Origin of the sequence: Parafrankia soli (assembly GCF_001854695.1) — a bacterium.
GTDB classification, from domain to species: Bacteria; Actinomycetota; Actinomycetes; order Frankiales; family Frankiaceae; genus Parafrankia; species Parafrankia soli.
Window position 1 is genome coordinate 78856 of the sequence record NZ_MAXA01000180.1, and the last position, 18336, is coordinate 97191.

18 protein-coding genes are annotated in these 18336 nt (G+C 70.4%); 11 read left to right on the forward strand and 7 right to left on the reverse strand.

The window, feature by feature from the left end; translation table 11 throughout:
• Positions 1-687: a nitroreductase family protein gene (locus BBK14_RS14885; RefSeq protein ID WP_241831489.1), complete on the forward strand. Its 687-nt coding sequence runs from the start codon at positions 1-3 to the stop codon at positions 685-687.
• Positions 688-741: 54 nt separating this feature from the next.
• On the opposite strand, the gene BBK14_RS14890 is transcribed toward BBK14_RS14885, so the two are convergent.
• The 3 genes from BBK14_RS14890 to BBK14_RS14900 all read right to left on the reverse strand — a co-directional run bounded on the left by BBK14_RS14890 (position 742) and on the right by BBK14_RS14900 (position 3197).
• The gene (locus BBK14_RS14890) at positions 742-2046 is read right to left on the reverse strand and encodes an RNA polymerase sigma factor (protein WP_198541289.1); all 1305 of its coding nucleotides are present in this window, start codon (positions 2044-2046) and stop codon (positions 742-744) included.
• Complete coding sequence (locus BBK14_RS14895; RefSeq protein ID WP_071062959.1) at positions 2046-2465, reverse strand: YciI family protein; 420 nt, start codon at positions 2463-2465, stop codon at positions 2046-2048. The genes BBK14_RS14890 and BBK14_RS14895 overlap by 1 nt, the downstream gene beginning before the upstream one ends.
• 153 nt (positions 2466-2618) lie before the next feature.
• Positions 2619-3197, reverse strand: coding sequence for a TetR/AcrR family transcriptional regulator (locus BBK14_RS14900; protein WP_241831490.1), 579 nt, complete (start codon positions 3195-3197; stop codon positions 2619-2621).
• Positions 3198-3309: 112 nt separating this feature from the next.
• On the opposite strand from BBK14_RS14900, the gene BBK14_RS14905 reads away from it, so the two are divergent.
• Both BBK14_RS14905 and BBK14_RS14910 read left to right on the forward strand, forming a co-directional pair.
• Positions 3310-4233: a TIGR03620 family F420-dependent LLM class oxidoreductase gene (locus tag BBK14_RS14905; RefSeq protein ID WP_071062963.1), complete on the forward strand. Its 924-nt coding sequence runs from the start codon at positions 3310-3312 to the stop codon at positions 4231-4233.
• A gap of 301 nt (positions 4234-4534) precedes the next feature.
• On the forward strand, positions 4535-6859 hold the full coding sequence (locus BBK14_RS14910) for an MMPL family transporter (protein ID WP_071062965.1): 2325 nt from the start codon (positions 4535-4537) through the stop codon (positions 6857-6859).
• A 268-nt stretch (positions 6860-7127) separates the two neighbouring features.
• On the opposite strand, the gene BBK14_RS14915 is transcribed toward BBK14_RS14910, so the two are convergent.
• Positions 7128-8120 carry an alpha/beta hydrolase gene (locus tag BBK14_RS14915; protein ID WP_083390964.1) on the reverse strand — a complete coding sequence of 331 codons (993 nt, stop codon included), beginning with the start codon at positions 8118-8120 and terminating at the stop codon, positions 7128-7130.
• Between the two features lie 358 nt (positions 8121-8478).
• Here BBK14_RS14915 and BBK14_RS38300 point away from each other — a divergent pair, with 358 nt between their 5' ends.
• Positions 8479-8643, forward strand: a complete 165-nt coding sequence (locus tag BBK14_RS38300) for a hypothetical protein (protein WP_157904269.1) — start codon at positions 8479-8481, stop codon at positions 8641-8643.
• 255 nt (positions 8644-8898) lie between these two features.
• On the opposite strand, the gene BBK14_RS14920 is transcribed toward BBK14_RS38300, so the two are convergent.
• A complete protein-coding gene (locus tag BBK14_RS14920) occupies positions 8899-9720 on the reverse strand; it encodes a siderophore-interacting protein (protein ID WP_071062968.1) in 822 nt (273 codons plus the stop codon).
• Between the two features lie 277 nt (positions 9721-9997).
• Here BBK14_RS14920 and BBK14_RS14925 point away from each other — a divergent pair, with 277 nt between their 5' ends.
• On the forward strand, positions 9998-10528 hold the full coding sequence (locus BBK14_RS14925; protein WP_071062970.1) for a pyridoxamine 5'-phosphate oxidase family protein: 531 nt from the start codon (positions 9998-10000) through the stop codon (positions 10526-10528).
• Positions 10529-10636: 108 nt separating this feature from the next.
• Positions 10637-11350, forward strand: coding sequence for an NADPH-dependent F420 reductase (locus tag BBK14_RS14930; RefSeq protein WP_275078487.1), 714 nt, complete (start codon positions 10637-10639; stop codon positions 11348-11350).
• 176 nt (positions 11351-11526) lie between these two features.
• On the opposite strand, the gene BBK14_RS14935 is transcribed toward BBK14_RS14930, so the two are convergent.
• Positions 11527-12813: a hypothetical protein gene (locus BBK14_RS14935; protein WP_071062974.1), complete on the reverse strand. Its 1287-nt coding sequence runs from the start codon at positions 12811-12813 to the stop codon at positions 11527-11529.
• Positions 12814-13238: 425 nt separating this feature from the next.
• Here BBK14_RS14935 and BBK14_RS14940 point away from each other — a divergent pair, with 425 nt between their 5' ends.
• On the forward strand, positions 13239-14792 hold the full coding sequence (locus tag BBK14_RS14940; protein WP_071062977.1) for an MFS transporter: 1554 nt from the start codon (positions 13239-13241) through the stop codon (positions 14790-14792).
• A gap of 97 nt (positions 14793-14889) precedes the next feature.
• Here the strand turns inward: BBK14_RS14940 and BBK14_RS14945 are convergent, their stop codons facing one another.
• Positions 14890-15456, reverse strand: a complete 567-nt coding sequence (locus BBK14_RS14945; protein ID WP_071062980.1) for a TetR family transcriptional regulator — start codon at positions 15454-15456, stop codon at positions 14890-14892.
• Between the two features lie 103 nt (positions 15457-15559).
• Between BBK14_RS14945 and BBK14_RS14950 the strand changes: the two genes are divergently transcribed.
• The 4 genes from BBK14_RS14950 to BBK14_RS35325 all read left to right on the forward strand — a co-directional run.
• The gene (locus tag BBK14_RS14950; RefSeq protein WP_071063012.1) at positions 15560-16456 is read left to right on the forward strand and encodes an SDR family oxidoreductase; all 897 of its coding nucleotides are present in this window, start codon (positions 15560-15562) and stop codon (positions 16454-16456) included.
• 189 nt (positions 16457-16645) lie between these two features.
• The gene (locus BBK14_RS14955; RefSeq protein WP_071063014.1) at positions 16646-17896 is read left to right on the forward strand and encodes a cytochrome P450; all 1251 of its coding nucleotides are present in this window, start codon (positions 16646-16648) and stop codon (positions 17894-17896) included.
• A 111-nt stretch (positions 17897-18007) separates the two neighbouring features.
• Positions 18008-18247, forward strand: a complete 240-nt coding sequence (locus tag BBK14_RS37015; RefSeq protein ID WP_071062982.1) for a hypothetical protein — start codon at positions 18008-18010, stop codon at positions 18245-18247.
• 2 nt (positions 18248-18249) lie between these two features.
• A partial coding sequence (locus BBK14_RS35325; RefSeq protein ID WP_131802193.1) for a helix-turn-helix domain-containing protein occupies positions 18250-18336 on the forward strand: 87 nt, incomplete at its 3' end.

Genomic DNA, 18336 nt, shown 5'->3' on the forward strand with positions numbered 1-18336 from the left:
GTGGCGGCCCCCGCCGGCGGCCGGCAGTGGGAGGATGACCCGGTGGCCGTACCTGAGCTGACCCCAGAGGAACTGCTGACCACGACCCGCAGCGTCCGCAAGCGGCTGGACCTGGACCGCCCGGTCGCACCCGAACTGATCGAGGAGTGCCTGCGGATCGCGCTGCAGGCGCCGAGCGGCTCGAACCGGCAGGGCTGGCACTGGATCGTGGTGACCGACCCCGAGCTGCGCGCCGGCATCGCCGGGTACTACCGGAAGGGCGCGACCGCCTACCTGGCCGCCGGCGGGGCGTCCGCCGCGGGGTACGAGGGCGAGCGCGCGGCAACGCAGGCCCGGGTCAGCGACTCGGCCCGCTACMTCGCCGAGAACATGCACCGGGTCCCCGTCCTGCTGATCCCCTGCCTCGAGGGTGACGTCACGCAGATCCCGCCGCAGGTCCAGGCCGGGTTCTGGGGCTCCCTGCTGCCCGCCGTCTGGAGCTTCATGCTCGCCGCCCGCCTGCGCGGCCTCGGCACCGCGTGGACGTCGCTGCACCTCGGCTACTCGCGAGAGGTCGCCGAGCTGCTCGGCATCCCGCCCGGGTACAGCCAGGGGGCGCTGATCCCGGTCGCCCACACCATCGGCACGACGTTCCGCCCGGCCCCGCGGGAGCCGTTGGAGACCGTCCTGCACCACGACCGGTGGTGATCCCGGCGACCTGGTGGTGATCCCGGCGATCCGGCGCTGAACCCGGCGAGGGCGTCACGCCAGCGCGGCTGCCTTGCGCAGGAGCACCGAACGCTCGCGGACGTTGCGGCACAGCCGCGCGGCGAGTTCCAGCTCGGCCCGGGCCTCGGACGTCCGGCCGAGCCGGGAGAGCAGCTCGCCGCGCACGCTCGGGAGCAGGTGCGAGCCCGACAACCGGCCGGCGGCGACGAGATCGTCCACGATGGCCAGCGCCTCCCGCGGCCCGGCCGCCATCGCCACGGCGACGGCGCGGTTGAGCTCGACGACGGGGGAGGGAGCCACCCGGCCGAGCGCCTCGTAGAGGAGCACGATCCGCTCCCAGTCGGTCTCCGCCACCGAGGGTGCCGACGCGTGGCAGGCGGCGATCGCCGCCTGCAGGCCGTACGGCCCGAGGCCGTGCCCGAGCGACGCGGCCCGGCCGATCGCGGCCACGCCGCGGCGGATCGCCGACCTGTCCCACCGCCGCCGGTCCTGGTCCTCCAGGAGCACCGCCTCGCCGTCGGGCCCGGTGCGCGCCGCGAAGCGCGCGGCCGTCAGCTCGCACAGGGCGAGCAGCCCGTGCGCCTCCGGCTCGTCGGGCAACAGCGCGGCCAGCGTCCGTCCCAGCCGGATCGCCTCGTAGGCCAGATCGGGCCGCAGCAGGTCGTCACCGGACGTCGCCGTCGAACCCTCGGTGAAGATCACGTAAAGCACACTCAGGACGTCGGAGAGCCGCCCGCGCCGTTCCGCCGCCGGCGGCAGCTCGAACGCCACCCGGGCCGCGGCGAGGGTCTTCTTCGCCCGCGTGATCCGCGCCTGGATCGTCGGCACGGGCACCAGGAACGCCCGGGCGATCTCCTCGCTGGACAATCCGCCGACCGCTCGCAGGGTCAACGCCACCCGGGCCTCGGCCGACAGCACCGGATGACACGCCACGAACATCAGCGCCAGGATGTCGTCGTCGATCCGGTCGGGGTCCCACGGCAGATCGTCCGACCGGGCCGCCGGGGCCAGGCCGCCCGAGACGGCCTCACCCTCGGCGAGCTGCCCGGCGACCATGGCGTACCGCTCGTCGAGCGCCGCCCGGCGGCGGAAACTGTCGACGGCGCGCCGTCGCGCGGTCGTCAGGAGCCAGCCCACCGGGTTCGCCGGCTCGCCGTCCCGTGACCAGGAGACGAGCGCCTCGGCCACCGCCTCCTGGGCGACGTCCTCGGCGAGCGCGAAGTCGCCGGTGTAGCGGGCGAGTGCGCCGACGATCCGGGCGGACTCGATCCGCCAGACGGCCTCGACGGCCCGCCGCGCCGGCTCGGCGCTCGGCGGGCCGCCGGTGCCCGCGGGCATCAGAGCTGGCCGGTCCGCTCGCGCCACGCCCGCTCCCTGACGACCCACTCGTTGTCCTGCGGGAACTCGTCAATGCCCGGCACGCGGCGGATCTCGCACTTCGAACCGTTGATCGCGGGCATCCGCTTCGCCCACTCGACAGCCTCCTCCTTCGAGGCGACCTCGATGATGTAGAAGCCGCCGAACAGCTCCTTGGTCTCGCCGTACGGACCGTCGGTGACCACCGGCGTCTCACTGCTGTAGTCGACCACCACGCCCTGGGACGGGTCGTCCAGCCCCTCGGCGGCGACGAGCACACCAGCCCGGATCAACTCCTCGTTGAAGCGGCCCACGACCTCGAGCATCTCCTCGAAAGGCGTGTCCATCATCTTCGCGAGGGACTCGTCCGTGCCACGCATGATCAGCATGTACTTCGCCATCGTCGATCTCCCTTTCCCGAGGTCGCCGTTCGACCCTCTCACCACCAGGTCGAACGGCCCCGCCGCGGATCGACACGGCCAGCCGGCATTTTTCGTGGCTTCCTGTGGACCGGCGCCGTCGTCCTGCGTGAACCTGATCAGAGGCGTCCCGGCCTATGCGACGGGCCCTGTCCGGTGGACGGCGTCCAGGACGAGCGTGAGTAGCCGGTCGGCCTGGCCGGCGTCGCCGTCGCGGGCGGTCGCCAGCGCAATGCCGACGACGATCTGGATCAGATCATCCGGGCTCAGGTCGGGGCGGGCGGTCCCCGTCCGCTGGGCGCGGCCCAGAAGGTCGGCCGCGGCGGCGGTGATTGTCTGATGGCAGTCGGCGGCCGTCTCGGGTCCCTCGGTCATGAACGCGCCGGCCAGGCCCTGGTTGACACGTGCGTGGACGAGGAACAGGTGCAGCCAGGCCGCCAGCGCCTCGTCGGTGGAGAGGGCGGCTGACAGCTCCGCCGCCTGTCTGCGAAGTGTCTCGATCCGGTCGGCGAGAACGGCGCTGAGCAGCGCGGCCCGGGTCGGGAAGTGCCGGTAGAGGGTTCCCTGCCCGACCCCGGCCCGGCGGGCGATCTCGACAAGAGAAGCGTCGGGTCCGGCCTCGTCGAACGCCTCGCGGGCGACCACGAGCAGGCGCTCCCGGTTGCGCCGGGCGTCGGTGCGTGGGGGGCGCTCTGCGGGCGCTCGTCCAACCACTGCCGTCCTTCTCCTCTCACGTGCCCACATGGACAACCGGACATCGTGTCCGTATCGTAGCCGGACCGAACCGGACAGCCTGTCCGGATGATGAGAGGCTCGAAGGAGCACGGTGACAGAGGACCTGGGACACCCGCTCGGCCACGTCGGCGTCTGGACGTTCGCCTTCGACGGCCAGCCCTCCAGCCGGGTGCGGGAGGCCGCCGCGGAGATCGAGGAACTGGGCTACGGCGCGATCTGGTACGGCGAGGGATTCGGTCGGGACGCGGTGAGCCAGGCGTGGCTGCTGCTGTCGGCCACCCGGCGGGTCACCGTCGCGTCCGGCATCGCGAACATCGCGTTCCGTGACCCGATCGCCCTGGCGGGCGCGGCCCGCGCGCTCGGCGAGACGTTCCCGGGACGCTACCTTCTCGGCCTCGGGGGACACCGGGTTGACGACACCACCCACCTGCTGGACGGATACCCCGTACCGGGCCTGGGCCGAGCCGTGTCGACCATGGGTGCCTACCTGGCGGCCATGGACGCCGTCCCCGCCCACAGCCCGTCGCCGCGGCCGGCCGTGCGCCGGGTGCTGGCCGCGCTCGGCCCGAAGATGCTGTCGCTGGCGGCCGAACGGACATGGGGGGCGCACCCGTACTTCGTGCCCGTCGAACACACCCGGCGGGCCCGCGAGATCATGGGTCCCGAGGCGTTCCTCGGGGTCGAGCAGGCCGTCGTCCTGGACACCGATGTCGACCGGGCCCGTCAGGTCGCCGCGGCGCACGTCGCCGGCTACGTCTCCGCGGCACCCCACCAGGAGGCGAACATGCGGCGGTTGGGCTTCGGTGATGACGACCTCGTCGGCGGCCCGAGCCGCCGGCTGGTCGACGCGATCGTCGCCTACGGCGACGCCGGGACAATCCGGGACCGGGTACGCCAGCACCTCCACGCCGGCGCCAACCACGTCTGTGTCCAGGTCCTCACCGTCGACCCGACCGTGCTGCCAGACCGTGAATGGCGTGAGCTCGCCCCAGCCCTGCGCGACGCCGCCCCATGAGGCACCGCTGGTCCCGGTGCGTCGAAACACATCCGCGGAGGGTCACCAGGCTTGCAGCTCCCAGACACGGGCGGTCGCCGTGCCGAGCACGTGCCGAGCACGGAGTCTCCACAGGTCCGCCGTTCGGGATGACGTGCCGGCTGCCGAGTAGCAGGCCGACTACGGGCAGGGCCCCAGCCGGCGCCACCCAAATCGCAGGCCACGGCTGTCTGGAAGTATGTGCGAGAAGCTGAGATCGACTCGGACTTGATCGTTGATGCCAGGACGTTCGCCGGCTACCCGACATCGAGCAGGAGAATTGATGAAACGGATCGCTGAACTCGCTGTCCGTCGCCGATGGTTCGTCGTCGCCGGCTGGATTGTCTTCATCGTCGCGGTGCAGGGGATCGCCGGGGCGATGGGCGGGGCCTCGTACAAGGACACGTTCAGCCTCCCGCACACCGAGACCGCGTCCGTCGCGAAGCTCCTCGAGGATGCCGGCCTGAACAATCAGAACGGCGCCCCGGGCACGGTTGTGATCAAGAGCGAGAGTGGAACGCTCACCCAGCCGCCCGCGAAGCTGAAGCCGGCCCTGGCCGAGGTGTGCGCTTCAGGCAACCACGTGGCGCTGATCGCGTCGCCGTGGGAGTCGATCGACTGCGCGAAGAGCGATGTCGCAGCTCCGGGAAACCCGCAGCTGCTCAACACCGCGCGCGGCTCCACCACGGCCCTGGTCACCATCACCTGGGAGAACGACTACTACGACGCCGAGCTGTTCAAGAACGTTTTTGATCAGCTGAAGACGCTGCGCAGCGATTCGCTGCAGGTCGAGTTCACCGGTAACGCCTTCACCGGCATCGGGCAGAGCGACGGCTCGGGCTCGTCGGTGTTCATCGGATTCGCGGCCGCCCTCATCATCCTGGCGTTGGTCTTCCGCACCGTGGCCGCCACGGTGCTGCCGCTGGCCAGCGCGGTGGCCGCGCTCGTCAGCGGCCTCGGCGTGATCTACATCCTCAGCCACGCCATCAACGTCTCCAACATCACCCCGTACCTGGCCGAGCTGATGGTGATCGGCGTCGGCGTCGACTACGCGCTGTTCATCCTCACGCGGCATCGCCGCAACCTGCGGCGCGGCATGCCCGTCGCGGATTCGATCGTGAACGCGCTCAACACCTCCGGCCGGGCGGTGCTGTTCGCCGGTACGACCGTGTGCATCGCCATCCTCGGTCTGATCGCGCTCGGGGTGAGCTTCTTCAACGGCATGGCGGTGGCGACCGCGCTCGCGGTCGGCTTCACCATGATCGCCTCGCTGACGCTGCTGCCCGCATTGCTGGCCATCTTCGGCCTGAAGGTGCTGCCCCGCCGGCAGCGGGCGGCGGTGCGGGCCGGTGAGTTCATCGATGACCGTCCGGTGGGGGGCTGGGCCCGGTGGTCGCGGTTCGTCGCTGGGCGCCCCGCCGTCGGCGCGATCGTCTCGGGCGCGATCATGGTCGCGATCGCGCTGCCGTTCTTCTCGATGGAGCTGGGCGCCAGCGATCAGGGCAGCGACCCGAAGAGCTCCACGACCCGCGACGGTTACGACCTGATCGCCTCCGATTTCGGCGTCGGCTACAACTCCGCTCTGGAAGCCGTTGTGAGCGGCCCGGGCGCCTCGGACCAGGCCTACCTGCAGCGCGTGACAAAGACGCTGTCCGCTGTCCCGGGCATCGACCCGGGCAGCCTGGGCACGGTTCCGCTCGCTGAGAACGTCGCCTTCGTGACGTTCAAGACGACCACGTCACCGCAGTCGGAGAAGACCTACGAGCTGGTCCGGCACCTGCGCTCGACCACCCTGCCGCCGCTGTACGACGGCACGGCCAACCACATCTACACCTACGGTGACACGGCGATCAACGTCGACTTCGYCGCGGTGCTCGCCCGGAAGATGCCGCTGTTCATCGCGGTCGTGGTCGGCCTGTCGTTCGTCCTGCTGCTCATCGCGTTCCGGAGCCTGGTCATCCCGCTGACCGCCGCGGTGATGAACCTGCTGGCAGCGGCCGGTTCGTTCGGTCTGGTTGTGGCGATCTTCCAGTACGGCTGGCTCTCCGACAGCATGGGCGCCGGACCAGGCGGACCGATCGACGCCTGGATCCCGGTCATGCTGTTCGCCATCCTGTTCGGCCTGTCGATGGACTACCAGGTGTTCCTGGTCAGTCGCATGCATGAGGAATGGGTACACACCCGCGACAACAAGCGATCGGTGACCATCGGGCAGGGCGAGACCGGCGGCATCATCACCGCCGCCGCCATCATCATGATTGCCGTCTTCCTCGGCTTCGTGGTCAGCCCGGGCCGGCCGATCAAGATCTTCGGTACCGGCCTCGCCGCCGCCGTGTTCATCGACGCTTTCGTTCTCAGGACAATGCTCGTACCGTCGCTGATGCACCTTGTCGGCAAGGCCAACTGGTACCTCCCGAAATGGCTGGACCGCATCACTCCGCGAGTCTCGGTCGAACCAGCCGACGAGGTTGTCACCCACAGTGTGGGCACCGGCTCCTTCGAGGTCGACCGGCCTGAAGACGAGGTCGACCGGCCTGAAGACGAGGTCGACCGGCCCGAAGACGACGACGACCGGCCCGAAGACGAACGGGAGCTGGCCCGCTCCTGAGACGGGTCAGCACCGTCAAATGAGGCTGCCGCATTTGTCGCGATCAGGGGTTTCGCGATTTCAACGCGGTTAGTGGTGCCGGCGGCGGTGTCACCGCCGCCGGCACGGCACCAGGCGCGCCCGCCGTGGCGGTGCCTGTGACGAGCGCTGAAACGGGCGATCCCTTCGGTATCCGGCAGCAGTGTCCGGAACTCCTGTCGAAAGTAAGGCCGCAAGCCTGTCCTCCGGCCATGTCGCGGAAACCTGGAGGTTCCTAAAGGCTGTTGGCCTAGGTGGCGTGGCTACGGGCACGACTGAGGACTCGGGCCAACCAGCGTTCGCGGGCTACGAGAGTGTCTACGGCGAGCGGGGCGTTGGGCGCGCAGTCCTCATAGCCGTGAAATCCGCCGGGCCAGACATGGATCTCCGCATCGCCGCCGCACGCCCAGATCGTTGAGGCAAAGGCAACGTCCTCGTCGCGGAAGAGATCGACGGTGCCGACGTCGATGAAGGTTGGAGGGAGCCCGGACAGGTCGGTCGCTCGGCCGGGCGCAGCGTAGATGGATACATTGTCGGTGCCGGCGCGATCCCCCAGCAGCATGCGCCACCCGGTCTCGTTACTGGTACGGCTCCAGGGGAGTACGCCGGTCATGTGGGCTGAGGCAGTGTGCATCCGGTCGTCGAGCATCGGGCACGACAACAGCAATCCGGCGATTCTCGGCCCGCCGTTGTCCCRCATGCGAAGTGCTGTGCCAGCAGCAATGCCACCACCGGCGCTGCCGCCAGCGAGGACGAGCGTACTGGCGTCGATCCCGAGTTCGTCAGCATGATCAAAGGTCCAGAGCAGAGCGGCGTAGCAGTCGTCCACGGGCGCGGGGTCGGGATACTCAGGAGCGAGCCGATATTCGACGGAAACAACGACGGCGGCGGTCGCCATCGCAAGCCGAAGCGCCGGAACAACCCCGAAACGGTCGCCAGTGACCATTCCGCCACCATGAATCCAGAAAATTCCCGGGCCAGTGTCGCCGTGATCAATGGGTGTGAAAACAGAGATGGTGATCTCTGATTCTGGCCCTGGGATCGTGTGCTCCTCCTCGGTAAAGGGGAATGCTTCGAGTAGCATTTCGCGGCTCGGCATTTTGTGGGCACGCGCTTTGGGAATGATGTCTTCGGTGATGTCTATCCTTCCGGCTGCTCCACCGAAGTACTTGTCGAGAATAAGCCGCCACGCGGCCGCGCATTCCTCATCCATGGCTGGCGTCGAATGATCCAAAGTGCCCACCTCGCCCTGTATGTCACGTCGCTAGCGCGTGATAGTGACCCGGAAGCGACGTTACCATTGCGGTACTATCGCGCGCAAGTCGTCCGATCGGCGGCTCGGTCTCGCCACCCACGGCGAGATAGGTGTGGCGTCGCGGAATCGTGAGGGCGGTCGCGGCGCGCGGCGGTGGCAGGGACTGCAAGCTCTCGATCTTCGGCCCTGTGTCGACGGTCCGGCAGCGAAATCACGATCGGTGAACCGACGGGCCATCGATTATCTTGGAAGCAAGGAGCGCAGGTAGAGCACCTGATTGCAGTGGGTTCCAAATGTAGGGCTTGACCACTCCGGCCGTTGGCGGCTGACACGGTCGGAGAAGGGAATGTTTTTCTGGACGGGCCCGTTCGGCGCGACGCTCGTCACCCGTCCGCATTCATATGTCGAACCGCGGTACAACTCCGGTGCGGCGGGAGAGGGCGGCGATGAATCATCGGGAAAGACCACCTCGGAGTGGAACATCACCTACGACAAACAACCGCCCTTCTGACCCCGACCACACCCGAACCCGGACCGCGAGGGTTCCCTGCCGGGCATGGTGCACCCAGGCTGAGGCGGCTGTGACAGCCGCCGCCGTACCGCGCGGCGGCCCTCGGACCCCGCGCCCGTCGCACCTGCTAACGGTAATCAGCCGTTGAGAGTCCGTACTGCTGCCGATCGCCATGTCTGCTCGGCCGGCGCCGGAACCTGCCTGGCGCGTCCGCGCCGCAGAGCCGATCTTCGCGGACGCGGCTTCAGATCGGCGCTAGATCTGGCCGATGGGCTCGCGCTTCTCGGCCTGGAACCGGTCCTCGGTGCGGCCGGCGGCCCAGTACGCGGAGATCGAGAGCCGTTCGCGGGGCACCCCGCGATCCACGGTGAGCAGGCGTCGGGCGGCTTTGACGGTGCCTCGCTCGCCGTGCACGAACACCTGTGGCGTTCCGGTGGGCCAGGGCAGCTCGCGCAGCGCGTCRACGAGTGGGTCGACGTCCGCCACCGCCGTCTCCCGGTGCAGCCAGCGCAGGTTGACACCGTCGGGCCGGGGGATGGGGATCTCGTACTTCGCGGAGTCGACGAGCAGGATCACCGCTCCCGTCGCCTCGGCGGGCATCGCGGCCAGGGCTGAGGTGGTGGAGGGGATCACGGTCTCGTCGCCGGCCAGCAGGTGCCAGTCGGCGGCCGGGTCCGGGCGGTAGGCGCCTCCGGCGCCGCTGAGGACGAGCAGGTCGCCGACCTCGGCGCCCGCGGCCCAGGGCCCGGCGATGCCCTCGTCACCGTGCACGATGAAGTCGATGGCCAGCCGGCGGGTGTCGGGGTCGGCCCAGCGGACGGTGTAGGTCCGGGTCGCGGGCAGCTTCTCCGGGTGCTCGGCCCGCAGCGCGGCGAGGTCGTACGGTGGCTCCAGGCCGTGCGCCGGATCGGCGAAGAAGATCTTCACGTACTTGTCGGTGAACGCGTTGTCGTTGTAGGCATCGAATCCGGGGCCGCCGAGGACGACGCGGACGATGCCGGGGCTGATCCAACGCTTCTCCTGGATGGCGAGAACCGCCTGCGTTCGAACGGGCCGGGTGCGACCAGTCGTGGCCATGGTCCTGACCTCCTTCGTCGCCGGCCGGGCCGCCGGAGACTTTGAATGAAGGTAAGCCTAACCTGACCAAACTGCCGGTGTCGCTCGGGCGTCGGCGACGCGCAGATCACTGAAGGTCACGGACTCCCTGCCGGGCGCTCGCCCGCGTGGGTGACCGGTCTGGAGCAGCGGGTCTGAAACGACGGGTCTGGAGCGGCCGGTCGGGGATGGCGGGCCTGGAACGGCCGGCCTGGAACGTAAGCGATGAGTTTCGGGGCCGGGCGCGGTCCATGTGTCCATGGACGCAACCAACCTTGCCGACCTCTACGACCTCCCGCTGCTGGACTGGGCATCCGTCCAGGCCCGCCTCGACGCCGGGATCACCCAGGCCCCCGGCTCCGGCGGACCCKACCGGCATACCTGCTGGCTGACCACGATCAATCCGGACGGCGCCCCGCACGTCACGGGCATCGGTGCCCTGTTCGCCGACGGCTGCTTCTGGTTCGAGACGGGGGAGCGCACCCGTAAGGCCAGGAACCTCGCGCGCGATCCGCGCTGCGCGCTGAGCGTGGCCACCGCCGAGTTCGATGTCGTGCTCGAGGGGCGGGCGAGCCGGGTCACCGATCCGGTGACCGTGGCGGCGATGGCCGAACGCTGGGCCGCCGAGGGCTGGCCGGCCCGGGTGGACGAGTCGGGACAGGCCCTCACGGCCGAGTTCAGCGCTCCCTCGGCCGGCCCGCCACCCTGGTTCGTGTACCAGGTCGGACCGACGGCCGCCACCGCGCTGCGGACCGTCGAGCCGGGTGGCGCCACCCGCTGGCGGTTCTGACCCCGCCGCACCGGTGCCCCGTGGCAGCAGGATCAGCGCCGGTCGGGAGAACGCCGCCGCCGGTAACTCGTTGGCGCGTGAACGGGAACACGCCGCCCGCGGGCGAGGTTGCAGCGGCCGCCGGTCGAGGCGCGGTGTTCGAGCTGTCGGAGGGATCCAACAATGCAGATCGGGATTATCGGGGCAGGTCAGATCGGTGGGACGCTGACGCGGCGGCTGGCCGCGCTGGGCCATCAGGTGCGGGTGGCCAACTCCCGGGATCCGGAGACCCTGGCCGACCTCGCTCAGGAGACCGGGGCGACGGCTGTCTGGGCGTCGGAAGCCGCCGACGGCGCGGATCTCGTCATCATCAGCATCCCGCAGAAGCGCGTCCCGGATCTTGCGGCGGGGATTCTCAAGGGCGCGAAGCCCGGAGCCCCGGTGATCGAGACGAACAACTACTACCCGCAGCAACGGGACGGACTCATCGCCGCGATCGAGGCGGGCACCCCGGAGAGCGTGTGGGTCGCCGAGCAGATCGGCTCACCGGTGATAAAGGTGTTCAACGGGATCTGGTGGAAGCACCTGCTGGAGTCCGGCCGGCCGAAGGGCGCCGAGGGCCGCATCGCGCTGCCGGTCGCGGGCGCGGGCGGGCCGGGGAAGCAGACGGTCTTCGACCTGGTCGACCACCTGGGCTTCGACCCGGTCGACGGTGGCCCGTTGGAGGAATCATGGCGTCAGCAGCCCGGCACGCCGGTGTACGGCAAGGACCTCGGGGCCGCGGCCGCCCTCGAGGCGCTGGCCGCCGCGTCCCCTGTTCGCCCGGAGGAGTTCCGTGCCTGACGAGGCCCGACGACGCCTGACGAGGATGCCGCCTTGATGCGGATCTTCGCCGGGCGAGGTGGCGGAGCCGGGGGCCTGGGTGGCCCCCCGGCATCGGCCGGCGGCGGCGCCCGCATTCCGGATACCGCGGTCCGGATGTGTAGGAAGCCGAATCCGGCCGGCGGGATTCGCCGGCCCTACAGAGTCCGCTTGTTGTATCCCTCGACCCGCGCGGCCAGCTGCGCCGCGCGCTGCTCGGGCGTGACGCGGGGGAGATCCGGCAACGCGTCCACCTCGGAGAGCGAGACGACCTTGAACTCGCGCACGAGGGTGCTCGTGTCGATCGTTGCGCCGGCCGGCGCGGCCTGCCACCGGATCAGCCCGAGTCCTTCGGCGAGACCGGTCGTGTCGAGCCAGTTGGCGACGCCGCGGTCCTCGTGTGACAGCACGAAGGTGAAGGTGCCGTCCGGATTTGGCGCGGTCTGGCCCCGGTTGAGGGAAACCTGGGCCTGCTTGCCGTTCGCGCTGATCATCCAGGGGTCCATCATCTGGAAGCCGGTGTAGGCGGCACCGATCGGATCGGTGGTGACGATGATGGCCTGGTCCGCGGCGAGGTCCCAGCTGAGCGCCGCCATGAAGCCCGCCATGCTGCCGTTGCGGCCCTGAGCGGGCGTGATCTTGTTGCCCTTGAGGCCGCCGAACCAGAGTTCCGGGAACTTCGCCCAGAAGCGGACGTAGGGCGGAAGATCGCGGAGGGCGGCCTTCCCGATCTCCGCGGGATCGAAGGTGCCGGGCGGCACGTCGTCGAGCGGGCGCAGCTCCATGCGGGACGGGCGCTGATCCCAGTCGGCGAGCATGTCGCGGGAACCGAGGGTCAGCCTGCCCGGAGCCGACAGCAGGTGCACCGGGCTCTCCGGTTCCGGGCCGATGGTGATGCGGAACGACCCGTCGGCGGCGATCTGCAGATCACGGTCGGTGATGCTGGCGAGCGGCGTCAGGTCCGACTTGTTGAGATCGATCGGCGGGGGACTGACCTTGTTTCCCCGGTGCAGCTCGATGTTGAGCTGCGCGGGCCGCCGCGCCAGGTCGAACTGGCCGACGACCTCGTAGCGCCGGTCTCCCTCTAGGAAGGTGGTGCGGTAGAGCGCGTCGGGATTGTCTCCCGAGGTTCCGACACCGGGAAGCGTGTGGCCGAGCCATTCACGCGGCGTGTCATCCGTTCCCCACACCGGCGCGGGGGTCGGCAGAAAGTTCCCGATCTCGGCCATGACGAGCGAATTCGTCCACTGCGACATCGCCTCGTCAAGGGTGGCCGCGCCCGACTTCGTCTGCCCCCTGGGTGTCGCCGCCAGCTCGGCGTAAAGCTCCGCCCGCACGTTCTTCAGGGCAGGGTCGTCGAGCAGTTGGAGGAGGGTCTCCTCGGCGAGGATCTGCGCGGGCGTCGCGAGCACCGGTCGAGTGTCCGGGTCACCGGCGAATGTCATCGTGACGACTCCTGTCGGGTGCTTTCCATATATGTCACCTATCCCGATTGGGAATATTTAGTGACAGCATAATGTCACCAATGTGGGTGGACCGCAACGCCTGGCGGCTCCCGGGCCGATGGGATGGGGCTCCCGGTGCCCGGCCGCGGCCGTGTGGGCGTGTCCGCTCTGGCGTAGGGGAGTCCGCGCCGGGGTGGCCGGCGGGGCGTCTGCCCCGCTGTCGGATCGGCTCCCGCTGCCGGTCGCCTCCCGCTGTCGGCTGGCCCGGGGTCGGGGTCGGTCCGGGTTCCGGGCCGTCGCGCCCCGTGGGCTGGAACGGGCGTCGCTGTGCGGAGTGTGACCGACGCCGCCCGGTCGTGCACTGACATTCGCTTCATATGCATGATACATATATTTGTATCGCGCAACGAATGTTGGGAGGAGGCATGGCCTCCATCGAGAACACCGGCCACAACGACTCGGCCACCGCCCACCGGGCGGACGGCGCACTGCCCGTCAACGCGATCATCGCCGTCCTGGGCGCCGTGGGCATCGTCGTCGCGATGACGCAGACCCTGATGGTGCCGCTGATCCCGGTACTGCCGTCGCTGCTGCACACGAACGCGGCGGACGCGTCCTGGGTGATCACGGCGACCCTGCTCGCCGCGTCGGTCGCGAACCCGGTGTTCGGCCGGCTCGGTGACCTCTACGGCAAGCGGCGCATGCTGTTCGTCTCCGGGTTCCTGCTCGGCTTCGGCTCCCTGGTCTGTGCCCTGGTCGACACCCTCGTGCCGATGGTCGTCGGCCGGGCGATGCAGGGCCTCGGGCTGGCGATCATCCCGCTGGGCATCAGCATCATGCGTGACCTGCTGCCAGCGAAGCGGCTGATCCCGGCGATGGCGCTGATGAGCTCCTCCCTCGGGATCGGTGGCGCCCTCGGCCTGCCGCTCGCCGCCGCGATCGCCCAGCAGACGAACTGGCACGTGCTGTTCTGGGGTTCGACCGTGGCCGTCGTCGCGCTGATGATCCTGGTCTGGCGGGTCGTTCCCGAGTCGCCGGTGCGCGGCACGGGCCGGTTCGACCTGTCCGGGGCGGTCCTGCTCTCCGGTGGGCTCGTCGCGCTGCTGCTCGCGGTGTCGAAGGGCAGCACCTGGGGCTGGACCAGCATCACCACCCTCGGCCTGGGCGGAACGGCCGCGGCCTTCCTCGTGGCGTGGGCCTGGTGGGAGACCCGCGTCGAGGCGCCCCTGGTGGACCTGCGCACCACGATCCGGCGCCCCGTGCTGCTGACGAACCTCGCCTCGGTCATGCTCGGCTTCGCGATGTACACGATGTCGCTGATCGGCCCGCAGCTGCTGCAGCTGCCGAAGGCCACCGGGCACGGGCTCGGCCAGTCGCTGCTCGCCACCGGCCTGTGGATGGCCCCCGCGGGCCTGGTGATGATGGCCGTCTCGCCCATCGCCGGCCGGCTGATCACGGTGCGCGGCCCGAAGGTGGCGCTACTCGCCGGCTCGGCCGTGATCTCCGCCGGCTACTTCCTCGCCATCGGCCTCACCGGCAGCCCGCTCGGAGTCCTGCTCGTCAGCGTTGTGACCAGCATCGGTGTCGGTCTGGCCTACGCCGCCATGCCCACCCTGATCATGCAGGCCGTCCCGGCCTCGGAGGGCGCCTCGGCGAACGGTCTCAACACCCTCATGCGCTCCATCGGGACGTCCACCGCGAGCGCGGTGATCGGCGTCGTCCTGGCGAACATGACCGTCACCTTCGGCTCGGCCCAGGTGCCATCCCTCGCCGGTATGCACATCGGATTCCTGATCGGCGCCAGCGCCGCCCTCGTCGCCTGCCTGGTCGCCATCGCCATTCCCGGCCGCCTGGCCCCGACGCCGGACGTCGCCTCGAAGCCCGAGGTGGCCCTGAAGTCGGACGTCGTTCTCCCGGCGCCCCGCCCGTCGTCGCCGCGGACGGCCGAGCCGGCGACGGCAGCCGTCTCCGCCCGCTGACCGGGGCCGGCGACCGCCCGCCCACGGAATAACGGGAATCCTGGCAGCGAGATCACGGTGGGTGAGCGCGGCGAGGTGCCGGCCGTGCCTCGCCCCGTCAGCTGGCAGCTGTGAGGGCCTTCAACTGTTCCAGCGACTCGCGCATGATCGTGGCCAGGCCCCGGTCGGTCGGCTCGCCGACCCAACGCTCGAACGCCACCCGGAAGACGGCGATCCCCGCCTCCGCGGCCAGGCTGGCGTCCGAGTCGGCGACGCCGCGCCGGCGCAGACCCGCGGCGAGGGCACCGGACAGTGACGCCATTTTGATCAGTTCGCGTTCACGCAGCTCCGCGTTGGCGGCGATGACGGACTGGCGCCGCCGGGAGAACTCGCGCCGCTGGCCGAGCATCGTCGCCGCCGCGTCGAGGGCGGCCGCGACGGCCTCCATCGGCGACGCGGAGGCGGGGGTGCTCTCGAGCGCGGCGATCAGGTGCTCCTCCAGGATGGCCGAGCCGGCGAAGAGCACCTCGCGCTTGTCGGCGAAGTAGCGGAAGAACGTCCGGGCGGTGAGCCCCGCCCGCTGGGCGATCTCGGCGACGGTCGTCTGCTCGAAGCCGCGCTCGACATAGAGCTCCATCGCCGCCTCGCTGAGCCGGCCGCTCGCGTTCGGCTCCCATCGCCCCATGCGGCGATTCTAGTGATGACACGCTCTGACATGGCCTGCTAGGGTCATGTCATCAAGTGACATCACGTCCGCCCCCGCGGCGGACGGCCCTCTGGAGGTCCTCATGCGCATCTTCGTCACCGGCGCATCCGGGTGGATCGGCTCGGCTGTCATCCCCGAACTCCGCGACGCCGGCCACCAGGTCGTCGGCCTCGCCCGCTCGGACACCGCCGCGGCCACCGTGAGCGCGCTCGGCGCCGAGGTGCTGCGCGGCGGTCTCGACGACCCCGACAGCCTGCGCGCCGGCGCGGCCGGGTCCGACGGAGTCGTCCACCTTGCCTACGTCCACGACTTCTCCCGCATCGCGCAGGCGGCGCAGACCGACCTGCAGGCGATCGAAGCGCTCGGCGCGGCGCTCGAGGGCAGCGGCCGCCCGCTCCTCATCGCCTCGGGCACGCTCGGGCTCACGGTCGGACGGGTCGGAACGGAGCGGGACAGCGCCGACCCGAGCGTCCACCCGCGGATCGCCAGTGCGCATGCGGCGCTGGCGTACGCCGAGCGGGGCGTGCGGACCTCGGTCGTGCGCTTCGCCCCGACGGTCCACGGCGCCGGCGATCACGGCTTCGTCGCCACCCTGGTCGCGATCGCCCGGGAGTGCGACGTCTCCGGCTACATCGGCGACGGCGAGAACCGGTGGCCGGCGGTCCACCGCCTCGACGCCGCGCACCTCGTCAGCCTCGCCGTGGACGGCGCCCCCGCCGGCTCGGTGCTGCATGCGGTCGCGGAGGAGGGCGTGCCCATCCGCGCCGTCGCGGAGGCGATCGGCCGCGGCCTCGGCGTCCCGGTGGTCTCCGTGCCCGCCGAGCGGGCCGGCGACCACTTCGGCTGGCTCGCCCCGTTCCTCGCGGCGGACTGCCCCGCCTCCAACCACCTGACCAGCGAGCTGCTGAGCTGGAAGCCGACCCGGCAGGGCCTCGTCGAGGACCTCGACCAGGGGCACTACTTCCAGACGTCCAGCTGATCCTTCCGGTCCGTCCCGCGGTGAGCCGGACGGGGAGTTCCCGCAGCCCGTATTCGTGCAAGACTCCGTGCATGAAATGGGCTACGCTGCGCCTGACGAGACGCGAGCGCCGTGGGCCCGGCCCTGCCATCCATCGTGATCCGCGCGTTCGTGTCCTCGGCCCCTCTTCGTGACCGTCTGGAGCCGGCTGTGACGACTACCGAACTTCCCAAGTGCCCGATGGACCCGACTCGTGACGACCGCAAGTCGGCGGCGCTCGCCGCGCAGCGGGTGCGCGCAGATGCCGGGGCGCGCGTCGTCGGCAGCTTCGACTTCGGCCGGGCCATCCTGCGCAGCGCGACGATGCTGCAGGCCGGAGCCGGCTCCGAGCAGGTGAAGGTGGGCGGCGACGAGCACGGCCCGGTCTTCTTCCTCGACGGCGAGGAGCACCGGCGGCGGCGGACGGCGATCGCGCGCTTCTTCACGCCCAAGGCCATCAGCACCCGCCATCGCCTGGTCATGGAGCGGACGTCCGACGAGCTCCTCGCCCGGTTACGGGCGAAGGGCAGCGGGCAGCTCGACGAGCTGAGCTACCAGCTCGCCGTCGCCGTGGCGGCGGAGATCGTCGGCCTGACGGACAGCAACCAGGTCGCGATGGCGCGGCGCATACAGGCGACCCTGCTCGGCACCCGGCTGCGGGGGATGCATCCCGTGATCCGCGTCGGGGCCCAGGCGTTGACCGCGGTCCACGCGATGCGGTTCTTCCTGCGGGACGTGCGCCCCGCGATCAGATCGCGGCGGCGGGAGCGGCGGGACGACGTCATCTCGCACCTGATCGACGAGGGCTACCCCGACAAGGCGATCCTCATCGAGTGCATGACCTACGCGGTCGCCGGGATGGTGACCACCCGTGAGTTCATCGTGATGGTGGCCTGGCACCTGTTCGACGACGACGAGCTCCGCGCCCGGTTCACGGCGGGCGACGAGGCCGACCAGACCGCGATCATCGAGGAGATCCTGCGCCTCGAGCCGGTCGCCGCCATGCTGCACCGGCGCGCGACCCAGGACTCCGACCTCGGGGTGGGCTCCGTCAAGGAGGGCGAGCTGCTCGCCGTGAGCATCCGGGCCGCGAACGTCGACCCGGAGACGGTCGGGGAGTGCCCGCACGCACTCGACCCGGACCGGGCCCGGCGGCTGAAGGCGGTCGGCTCCTACATGAGCTTCGGTGACGGCAGCCACCGCTGCCCCGGCGCGCAGGTGGCGATCAACGAGACCCGCGTGTTYCTGGACCGGCTGATGCGCCTGCCCGACCTCCGGCTCGCGCGAACCCCGGACATGACCTGGTGCGACGGGCTGATGAGCTACGAGCTGCGCGGCGCGACGGTGACCTGCTCCCGGGATCTCACCCCGGCGGCGCACGGAACCGGCCAGGATGCTGGTCCGGACGGCGAACGGACCTGACCCGGTCGGACGTCGGGGCGCCGGGCGAGAGCTGGGGGGTGGCAACTGTTGCGTGTCGAGTGGTCGATAGCGACCGATGGTGATCTGTAATGTTCATGTGAACCTCAAGCGGTGGGCGGACTCGCAGGGCGTCGCGTACGTGAGGGCCCGGCGCTGGTTCGCGGCCGGCAAGCTGCCGGTCTCGGCGGGCTGTTCGTCGTCGACCCGTCCGAGGTGGACGACGACCTCGTGCGCGACGTGACCGAGATCCTCACCTCGCTGTGYGCCCGGCTGTACGGCCGGCGCGCGGTGGCCAGCCGGGCGCGGCGCGCGGCCGCCGTCGCTGTCGCCGGCCCCGGGGATGCTGGGTGAGCATGGTCCTGCAGGCGTACCGGTACGCCCTCGGCCCGACCCCGGCGCAGCTCGTCGCGTTGGGTCGGCACGCGGGCGCGGCGCGGTTC